The 10,630-nt window shown below is 48.2% G+C and carries 5 protein-coding genes; all 5 read left to right on the forward strand.

Going from position 1 to position 10,630, the window contains the following annotated elements; translation table 11 throughout:
* Positions 1-226: 226 nt before the first annotated feature.
* Positions 227-1,672, forward strand: a complete 1,446-nt coding sequence (locus KDK19_RS01780) for a hypothetical protein (protein ID WP_257291225.1) — start codon at positions 227-229, stop codon at positions 1,670-1,672.
* A 171-nt stretch (positions 1,673-1,843) separates the two neighbouring features.
* Positions 1,844-3,805 carry a hypothetical protein gene (locus KDK19_RS01785; RefSeq protein ID WP_257291226.1) on the forward strand — a complete coding sequence of 654 codons (1,962 nt, stop codon included), beginning with the start codon at positions 1,844-1,846 and terminating at the stop codon, positions 3,803-3,805.
* A gap of 108 nt (positions 3,806-3,913) precedes the next feature.
* Complete coding sequence (locus tag KDK19_RS01790) at positions 3,914-5,977, forward strand: hypothetical protein (protein ID WP_257291227.1); 2,064 nt, start codon at positions 3,914-3,916, stop codon at positions 5,975-5,977.
* 130 nt (positions 5,978-6,107) lie between these two features.
* Positions 6,108-8,282: a hypothetical protein gene (locus KDK19_RS01795; RefSeq protein WP_257276309.1), complete on the forward strand. Its 2,175-nt coding sequence runs from the start codon at positions 6,108-6,110 to the stop codon at positions 8,280-8,282.
* A 170-nt stretch (positions 8,283-8,452) separates the two neighbouring features.
* Positions 8,453-10,483, forward strand: a complete 2,031-nt coding sequence (locus KDK19_RS01800) for a hypothetical protein (protein ID WP_257287234.1) — start codon at positions 8,453-8,455, stop codon at positions 10,481-10,483.
* Positions 10,484-10,630: the final 147 nt, after the last annotated feature.

Genomic DNA, 10,630 nt, shown 5'->3' on the forward strand with positions numbered 1-10,630 from the left:
GCGCTTCTTCGCCCGGAGTGGCATGGAGCTTGATGATATTGCCAGAATGGTCGTTAACTGGATGGTGTCTTTTATATCAAGATTCGTTACGAAATTGTCCCCTACAAAGAGCTTTTTGGTAGGAAACACATTTTTTTCTTGATCTATCCTTCTTTTCTGTAAACGTGAATGCAAGGATAGAATCATTAAACACTCACTCTTTATGGTAATGTTGCTACTGCTACAGATGTCGTTTGTCATCTGTCAGGCTCAAACGTTGACAAGACATTTTGTTGTTGAGTTTGAACAGAAAAAAGGTTCTCCCAACCAGAGCTTTTCTATAAAGCGTGGCCAACATATATTGCCAGACAGCCCGTCAGACACGACCGACATAAACGACCATGCAGTACTGGATTCAACATCTGATGACAAAACTGACTGCTGGATAAAAACGACACTTATTGAGTCGATTTCATGGCGATGGCTTCGTGCCACAAACCTGTTGGTGGGTTACGAATTGATACTGACTACCAAAAACGTCTCTCCAGACTCAGCTCCTTATTCATGGCCATCTGAAGAAGTGTTTGTCGCTGTCGGCTGGCTTTTAATAAGCTATTGGAACCCGGCATCACCGTTTTTTAACCCGATCAAACAAAAAGAGACCAGTCAGGATCAACCCTTTGCCACCATCACTATGATGCCGGGTTCCGGACATAACCCACCACAAAGTCAGCCAACAGAATCTTCCTGTCAGATAACTTCAGGAGCAACCACTCAACTGACTGGCTCTTTTACCCATCCACTGAATACTACTGACTATGATGGCGGTAACGGAAATCCTCAAGAACACTCTCATACTTTGGGATTAAATTGTTTCCTCCATCCCTGTCATGGCATTTGCAGTTACCGACCATCATTCGATAACAGAAGATCCAATAATTGGCCGCTAAATGCTGAAGAAAGTTCGACAGACAAATCTTCACAGTTAATGAGTGCAAAAGCAGTCTGTATAACTGACCCTGTCGAGCCACTCAGTGAGCCAAGGCAATGGAGTTTGCTTGTCGCCGCTAATGACTCGATTATAATCCACGGGTTACTCAGTCTGAGTAATAATACACTTCCTGAAAAAAACAGGGTTTCCTGTTCGCTGACCGATTCCACATATCCAATGGGGACTTCACCTGATTGCCAACAAGCCCTACCGAACCGCAAAAGAACAGACAGCACCGGGCAACAAACCTGTGGCGAGACGGCGGACATGAAGAACGGTCAGCAACGGCCATGTGGAAGGCTCTTCAACAGTATTAAAGCCCTCTCGGATCACAAAAGAAGATGCCACACCGGACAAAAAATCTGCGACGCAACAGTGGTCGGGAAGGATGGCCAGCAGCGGCCATGCGGCAATGTCTGCAGAAGTGCCCTGGCCCTGACGGATCACAAAAGCAGATACCACACCGGGCAAAAAATCTGTAACCTGCTCGCGGTAGGGAAGGATGGTCAGCAAAAATGTGGAATGGTCTTTAAGAATGCTGTACTAATGGCAAATCACAAAAAAAACACCACACCGGGCAAAAGCCTTTGGCGAAACAGTGGTCGGGGAAGACGGCCAGCAGCGGCAATGCACAAAGGTCTGCAAAAATGCCAGAGCCCTTCTGGATCACAAAAGAAGACATCGAAAACGCAAACCTGTTGATCTTGCCCCCAACCCTTGATTTGACACCCTCCCTTTAATAAGGTTTTTCGCAGTGCTGACTTTGGTTTTTAACAAAAGGTTTTTGATAGAAAAACAGACTCCTTTTCTTGATCTATCCTTCCTCTCTGTTAACCAGAATGCAGCGATAGAATTATTAAACACTCATTCTTTGTGGTACTGCTATTTTTACTACAATTGTCGTTTTCAACCTGTCAGGCTCAACCGCTGACGAGACGCTTTGTTGTCGATTTTGAGCAGAAAGCAGGTTCTCCAGACCAGATCTTTTCTGTAAAGCGTGACCGGCAAACGCTGCCAGACAGCCCAGCAGATATTACCAACAAGGACGGTTATGAAGAATCAGATTCATCGCCTGATGACAAATCAGTTTACGGGGCAAAAACAACCCTTATTGAATCGAATTTCTGGCTATGGCTTTATGCCACTCATCTGTTGGTGGGTTACGGACCGATCCTGACCACCGAAAACCTTCCTTCAAATTCCACCCCTTATTCATGGTTACCTGCAGAAGTGGTTGTTGTCCTCGGCTGGCTTTTAAAAAACTATTGGAACTCCGATTTGCCGTCGTTTAACCTGATCAAACAACAAGAGGCAACATCTTTACTGAAACAGGGAAATCACTTGTTTGCCACCATCACAATGATGTTGGCCTCAGGACATAGCAAACCACAAAACCAACCACCGGGATCATCCAGTCAGGAAACCTCAGGGGCAACCACCCGCCTTACAGGCTCTTTCATCAGCCCCCTGAATACTACTGATTATGACGGTGGTAACGGAGGTTCTCAACAACACTCACATACTTTGGGTTTAAATTGTTTCGTCCATCCCTGTCATGACGTTTGTATTTTTCGACCATCATCCGATAGCGGAGAGCCCGCCGATCGTCCGCCGAACGCCGGACAAAGCCCATGCGCCCATTTGGCCAATGGATACTGCTTTAGCTGCATGAGTCATTTTGGTTCTGTAATCGGTACACGTCAGCAGCAAACCGCGCCTTTAGACATATGGCAAGATATCCCTGCCATTGAACGTCAATACGATTTTGGTCAACTATTTCAATCTCAACCGCAGCAGCAACAGCCGCATAGCATTGATGCCCCCCCAGCCAATAACAGTGATCCTGGAGATGAACTCACCTTAGATTCATTGAGAGCAGAGACAAGCTTTACAACTGACGCTGCCGGGCAATCAGCCTGTGACGCGACAGTATCCGGAGAGGACAGCCAGCTGTGCCCATGCGGGAGGATCTGCAATAGTGCCAAAGCTCTGTCAGTTCACAAAAGCAAATACCACACCGGGCAACAAACCTGTTACCTGATGGTGGAGCGGGAGGATGGTCAGCAACAGCCATGCGGAAAGGTCTGCAAGCATGCCAAAGCCCTGTCGGATCACAAAAGAATTGCCCATACCGGGCAAAAGATCTGTGATGTGATGGTGGTCTGGGAGGATGGCCACCAGAGACCATGTGGGACACTCAGCAAAAATCTGCAAGCTCTCTCTACTCACAAAAACAGATATCACAGCGGGCAAAGAGTCTGTGACGTGATGGTGCAACGGGAGGATGGTCAGCAACGGCTATGCGGAAAGATCTGCAAAAATGTTCAAGCCCTGCGGCTTCACAGAGGAAATGGGCATAGTGAGCAAAAAAACTGTGACGTAACAGTGGTTGGAGAAGATGGCCAACCGCGGCCATGCGGAAGGGTCTGGGGAAAGCACATAACCCTGTCCAACCACAAAAGCGGTTACCACACCGGACACAAAACCTGTCACGTGGCAGTGACAGGGGAGGATGGTCAGCAGAGGCCATGTGGGAAGATAAGCAAAAATGCCAAAGCACTGACAACTCACAAAAGCAGATACCACAGCGGGCAAAGAACCTGTCACGAAACGGTAGTCGGGGAGGATGGTCAGCGGTGGCTATGCTGCAAGGTCTGCAAGAATAATCGAGCCCTTTACGACCACAAAAGCAGATGCCACACCGGGCAGCAAACCTGTAATGAAACAGTGGTCGGAGCGGATGACCAGCAGCGGCTATGTGGAAAGGTCTGCAGCAGTGCTAAAGCCCTCATGAATCACAAAAGAGTACATCTAAAACGCAAAACTGTTGATTAGGAGCTGAATATTGACCGCGACTATGCTGAAAGATCTGCAACAATGCTAAAACCTTTTCGGACCACAAAAGAATGTATCCAAAACGCAAGTCTTATGATGTGGACCAGGGTGGATAGAGTTATTAAGCACTCTCTCTTTTCGGCATTACTGCTGACACTGTTATCGTCTGCCTTCTGTCAAGCCAAAGTATTGACAGAATATTTTATTGTCGACGTAGAACAGAAGGCAGTTTTTTCAAATCAGGGATTTTTTGTAAAACATGCCCAGAACACACTGCCAGACAGCCAGTCAGATATTGCCAACAAAAACGACTATTCAGGATCAGGTTCGACGCTTGATAACAACCGGCACCGAACTTTCAGTTACAGGATAAGAAGATCCCTTATTGATTCGATTTCCTGGCAATGGCTTTACGCCAGTTATCTGCTGATTGCCTACGAAGTGATCCTGACCAACAAAGACGCCCCTCAGAGCTTCACCTCTTATTCATCGCTACCTGAAGAATTGCTTGTCGTTGTCGTCTGGCTTTTTCAAAGCTATTGGAACCACGATTCACCACTGTTTAACCCAATTGAACAAGAGACGAACCAGAATCACCCGTTTGCGATCACCACTATGATGTATGGCTCTGAACAAGACCAACAACAAAGTCAGCCATCAGAATCATCAGCGCAGCATACCCCAATAGCAACTGTCCACTTTACAGGCCCTTTCACTCACCTCTTGTATTCTGAATCTGACGACGGTAACAGAAAAGATCCCCAACAACACTCACACACTTTAGGCTTAAATTGTTTCGTCCATAGCTGTCGTGGCGTTTGTAATTTCCGACCATCATCCGATAGCAGAGCATCGAATTCTGATGAACAATGTGAGCCACAGGCTCATGACATTGATGAAAACTCCATAAGCAAGGTCGCCTCAGACTCGATGAGTGCAGGCATCGTCCATAAAACCTTAGATAGCGGGCCATTCAATAATAATTTGACCATACTCGGCAATTTGTCTTTCAATACTAATGATTTTGTAGTCAATGATGAGTCACCCGGCCTACAGAGTCTTCTCGAAAATGACCAGTTTTTCTTTACGCTTATCCATCCAAAAACACAACAAATAAATACTGAATCAACCCAATTTAGTCGGGGCCAACCCCACCTTTTCCAGACAGGCGCAGTCCAGACCTCAGACCACAATGGGCAAACAAACTGGGAAGTAACAGTGGTTGAGGAGGGTGGCCAGCAGCGCCCATGTGGGACAGTCCGCAAGAATGCTAAAGTCCTGTTGAATCACAGAAGCAGAGACTACTCCGGGCAACAAATCTGTCACGTGACCGTGGTTGGGAAGGATGGTCGGCAGCGACCATGTGGGACCGTCTGCAAGAATGCTCGGGTCCTCTCTTCTCACAAAAGCAACATCCACAGCGGACGAAAAACCTGTGGCGTGACTTTAGTCGGAGCGGATGGCCAACAGCGGCTATGTGGAAAGGTCTGCAGGAATGCCCAATCTCTTTCGTATCACAAAATGAAAGCCCACTGCAGGCACAAAACCTGCGAAGTGGCTTTAGTCGGGGAGGATGGTCAGCGACGGCTATGCGGGAGGACCTACAGAACTGCTCGCGATCTGGCGGATCACAAAAGAAGAGAGCACAGCGGGCAACAGATCTGTGACGCAACCGTGCTCACAAAAGATGGCCATCAGCGATCATGCGGGAACGTCTGCAATAATCTGAGAACTTTGTTGGATCACAAAAGAAAACTCCACTCAGGGCAAAAAACCTGTGACAAAACTGTGTTTGGAGCGGATGGCCAGCAGCGTTCATGCGGTGCAGTCTGCAAGAGTGCTCAAGCCCTGTCGGATCATAGAAGGAGACATCACTCCGGGCAAAAAACCTGCGATGAAACTGTGGTCGGGAAGCTTGGCCAGCAGCAGTCATGTGGGGTGGACTGCAGGAGTATTCAAGCCCTGTCGGATCACAAAAGGAGACTTCACTCCGGGCAAAAAACCTGCGACGTAACATTGGTCGGGCCTGATGGGGTTCAATACCCGTGCGGTAAAGTCTGCAAGAGTGCTAAAGTTCTGTCTGAGCACAAAAGAATGCACCGAAAACGCAAGCCTTTTGATGTAAGCCAGGACAATGCACCGAGTTCTCAGGAGGGTAAAGTGAAGATGTGAAGATCTGGTCTGGCAACTGACCTTTCACAAGTTTTTGCCCAGTACAACCTTTAGTTTCCAGCAAAGGATCTTAGAAAGGAAAACACGTTTATTTTCTTGATCTATCCTATCCCTCTGGCCACTGGAACAAATGGATAGAATTATTAGACACTCATTCTTAACGGCACTGCTGTTTCTGGTATTGTTGTTGTCTGTCGCCTGTCAGGCCGAACCCTTGGCAGAACGGTTTATTGCCACGTTTGAACACAATGCAGCATTTCCAAACCACAGCTTTTCTATAAAGCATGGCCTGAGTACATTATTCGGCAACCCGTCAGACATCACTGACACAAAGGACTATACAAGACTGGATTTAACGCCTGATGACAGACGACACAGATTTAACAGTTACCGGGTAAAAACGACTCTTATTGAATCAATTTCATGGCAATGGATTTACGCCACTCATCTGTTGGTCGGTTACGAACTGATCCAGACCACCAACTCCCTTCTGAGCTCCCACCCTTACTCATGTTTACCTGTAGAAGTCTTCGTTGTTATCGTCGGCTGGCTCTTGAAAAGCTCTTTGAACCCCGATTCAACTTCGTTTAACCCGATTGAACAACAAGAAGTAACAGCTATGCGGACACGGGAGGACCACCCGTTTGCCACCATCACTATGATGTTTGGCTCTGGTCAGAACCAACAACCACAGCAGCTGGCAGAATCATTGGGCCAGCAAGCCCCGGGAGCCAACAGCCATCTTATAGACTCTTTCATCAGCTTCCTGTTTTCGGGCTCTGGCGGCGGAAACGGAGGCTCTCAACAACTTCTGCATACTTTCGGTTTAAATTGTTTCGTCTTCCCCTGTTTTGGCGTTTGCATGTTCCGGCCATTATCGGATGAACCCACTCAGTGGCCGCTGAATTGCGAAGCAAATTCGACAGGCAACCCTTCACAATTAATAACTACAGAAGGCGCCTGTTCAACTGCCCCTGCCGGGTCACTCAGTGATGATGTGACAATGCACGGGAATTTGCCTGTCACCGATAATGACTCAATGACAGTCGCCAGGTTAATCAGTCTGGGCAATCATAGTCGTCCAGAAGAAAACGGGCCTTCCTTTACGCCTACTCTTTCCACAGGTCCAATGGGGACTTCACCTTCGTGTCGTCTTTCTTCCGGAGGCGCTACCCATTGCCATCAAACCCTGTCGGGTCAAAAAGAAAGAGGCCACATCGAGCCGCAAGCCTGTGACATGATAATGGTCGGAAGAGATGGCCAGCCGCAGCCATGCAAGACGGTCTCCAAGAATGCCAAAGCCCTGTCGGTTCACAAAAGCAACTACCACACCGGGCAAAAAACCTGTAGTTTCACTGTGGTCGGAAGGGATGGCCAACCGCGGCCATGCGGGACCGTCTGCAAGAATGCTCAAGCTCTGTTATATCACAAAAAGAAACACAACACAGAGCAAAAAACCTGCGATGTGATCGTGGTCGGAGAGGATGGTCAGCTGCGGCCATGCAGGAAAGTCTGCAAAAATACTATAACTCTGTGGAATCACAAAAACAGACAACACACAGGGCAACAAACCTGTGAAGTGACTGTGATTGGGAAGGATGGTCAGCCACGGCCATGCGAGGTGGTCTGCAAGAATGCCGGATCTCTGCGGAGTCACAGAAGCAGCGTACACAGCAAGCAAAAAACCTGTGAAATGACAGTGGTTGGAGAGGATGGCCAGCCGCGGCCATGCGGCAAGGTCTGCAAGAATAATCAAAACCTATTCTATCACAAGAGAAGAGACCACAGCGGGCAACAAACCTGCAACCTGACATTAGTCGGAAAGGATGGCAAACCGCGGCCATGCGGGATGATCTGCAAGAATGCTCAATTCATGTCGACTCACAGAAGAAGCGTACACAGCGGGAAAAAAACCTGTGAAACACCAGTCGTCGGGAAGGATGGCCTACAGCGGCAATGCGGGAAGGTCTGCAAGAATGCTAAAGCCCTGTCGGATCACAAAAGAACCCACCACAGCGGCCAAAAAACCTGTGACGCAACAATAGTCGGGGATGATGGCCAGCCGCAGCCGTGCGGGGCTCTCTGCAGGAATTCTCAGGCCCTGTCATCGCACAGAAGCAAAGCCCATAGAAGGCGAAAAACCTGTGAAGTTAAAGTGGTCAGTGAGGATGCTCGGCCACAGCTATGTGAGACAGCCTGCAGGAGTGCTCAAGCCCTGTCGGGTCATAAAACAAGACATCAAAAATGGAAGCCTGATAATAGGGACCAGGGCCCCTGCTCTAAAAAATGCAAATTGCATGAGTAACGGGCTAATCCGGTACATGGCTTCGATGAGTTTTCACCCGGTACAACCTTTGGTTTTTAACAAAGTGTCTTTGACAGAAAAAATACTTATTTTCTTGATCTATCCTTCCTCTCTCTCCACCCGTATGCAAGGTTATAATTATTAGACACTCACTCTTTGCGGCACCGCTGTTGCTGATATTATTGTTGTCTGTCGTCTGTCAGGCTGACTCCTCAACAAAATGGTTTATTATCGAGTTTGAACACAATGCAGTGTTTCCAAACCAGAACTTTTCTATAAATCGTAGCCTGATTACATTGCCGGTCAATCCGCCAGACACTATCGAAACAAACGACTACGCCGGACTGTATTTAGCGACTGATGATAAACAACAAAGGTTTAACAGTTACGAGGTAAAAATGACTCTAACTGCATCGATTCCATGGCAATGGCTTTACGCCACTCATCTGCTGACGGGTTACGAACTGATCCTGACCACCAAAAACACCTTTATGAGCGCCACCCCTTATTCATGGCTGGCCATAGAAGTAGTTGTTGCTATCGGCTGGCTTTTGAACAGTGATTGGAACCTCGATTTACCGTCGTTTAACCCAATCGAACCACAAGAACCAACATCTATGCTGACACGGGGAGCTGATCCGTTTGCCATCATCACTATGGTGCCTGACTATAGCCATAACCAGCAACCACAACAGCTATCAGAATCATCTGGAAAGCAAGCTCCGGGAGCTACCAGCCACCTTGCGGGCTCTTTCACCAGCCTCCGCTATTCTGGCTCTGTTGGCGGTAACGGAGGCCCTCAGCAAACTCAACATACTTTAGGTTTCAATTGTTTCATCTTCCCCTGTCATGGAGTTTGCAGTTTCCGGCCATCATCCGGGAACAGAGGAGCCAGTGCATGGCCGCTGAATCCCGTAGCAAATTCGACAGACAAGCCTACTCTCTTAATAAGTGCAGAAGCTGCCTGTCCAACTGGCCCTGTGGGATCACTGAATGATGATGTGACAATGCAAGGGAATTCTCACATTACCGCTGATGACTCAATTATAATCGTCGGGTTACTCAGTCTGAGCAATCATATTCTTCCAGAAGAAAACGGGACTTCCTGTACACTTGCACATCCCAGACACCCAATCGGAACTTCTCCTTCAGGCCGCCTTTCTTCCGGAGGGGCTGCCTATGACCTACAAGCCCCGTCGGATCAGAAAAGCAAAGCCCACATTGGACCACAAACCTGTGATGTGACCCTGGTCGGGAGGGATGGTCAGCAGCGGCCGTGCGGAAAGGTCTACAAGAATGCTCAGAGCCTGTCGGTCCATAAAAGCAGCTATCACACCGGGCAAAAAGTCTGTGGCGTCACCCTGGTCGAAGGGGAAGGTCAGTCGCGGTTATGCGGGACAGTCTGTAAGAATGCTCAAGCTCTGTGGAATCACAAAAAGAAACACCAAACAGAGCAAAAAACCTGTGAAAAAATCGTGATTGGGAAGGATGGCCAGCCGCGATCATGCGGGACAGTCTGTAAGAATGTTCAAGCTCTGTGCAATCACAAATACAGATACCACTCAGAGCAAAAAACCTGTGAAGTGACGGTGATCGGAAAGAATGGCCAGCCACAGCCATGCGGGATGATCTGCAAGAATGTTCAATCTCTGTCGACCCACAAAAGAGGCGTACACAGCGGGCAACAAACCTGTGACAGAACAGTCTTCGGGAAAAATGGCCTACAGCAGCCGTGCGGGAAAGTTTGCAAAAGTTCTCTGGCCCTTTCACATCACAAACACAAAGTCCACAGCGGACAAAAAACCTGTGACATAATCACGACCACAAAGGATCATCAGCTGCTAACCTGCGGGAAGGTCTGCAAGAGTGCTAAAGCCCTGCTGGATCACAAAAGAAACTGCCACAGCGGGCAAAAAACCTGTGACGCAGAAATAGTCGGGGATGATGACCAGCCGCGGCCGTGCGGGGCTCTCTGCAAGAGTTCTCAGGCCCTGTCGTTGCACAAAAGCAAAGCTCACAGCAGGCGAAAAACCTGTGAAGTGACAGTGATCAGAGAGAATGCCCAGCTACAGCCACGCGGGACAGTCTGCAAGAGCACTCAAACCCTGTCAGATCATAAACAAAGAGATCGAAAACGCAGGCCTGATAGTACGTACCAGGATTATGGCCCCAGCCCTAAAGAAAGCAAAGTAACTAAGTAACGGGCGGATCCGGTACATGGCTTCAACGATGTTTTTTACCGGTGACACTTTTGCTTTTAAGAAAAGGTCTTTGCTAGCAGCCTGTCGGAATCAAGCGTCCGTAGCGAGGATTGCAAGAAATTGAGGATAAAAATTTCTGCTTCTGAG

The sequence above is a fragment of the Endozoicomonas sp. ONNA1 genome, assembly GCF_024606325.1.
In the GTDB taxonomy this organism is placed as follows: Bacteria; Pseudomonadota; Gammaproteobacteria; order Pseudomonadales; family Endozoicomonadaceae; genus Endozoicomonas_A.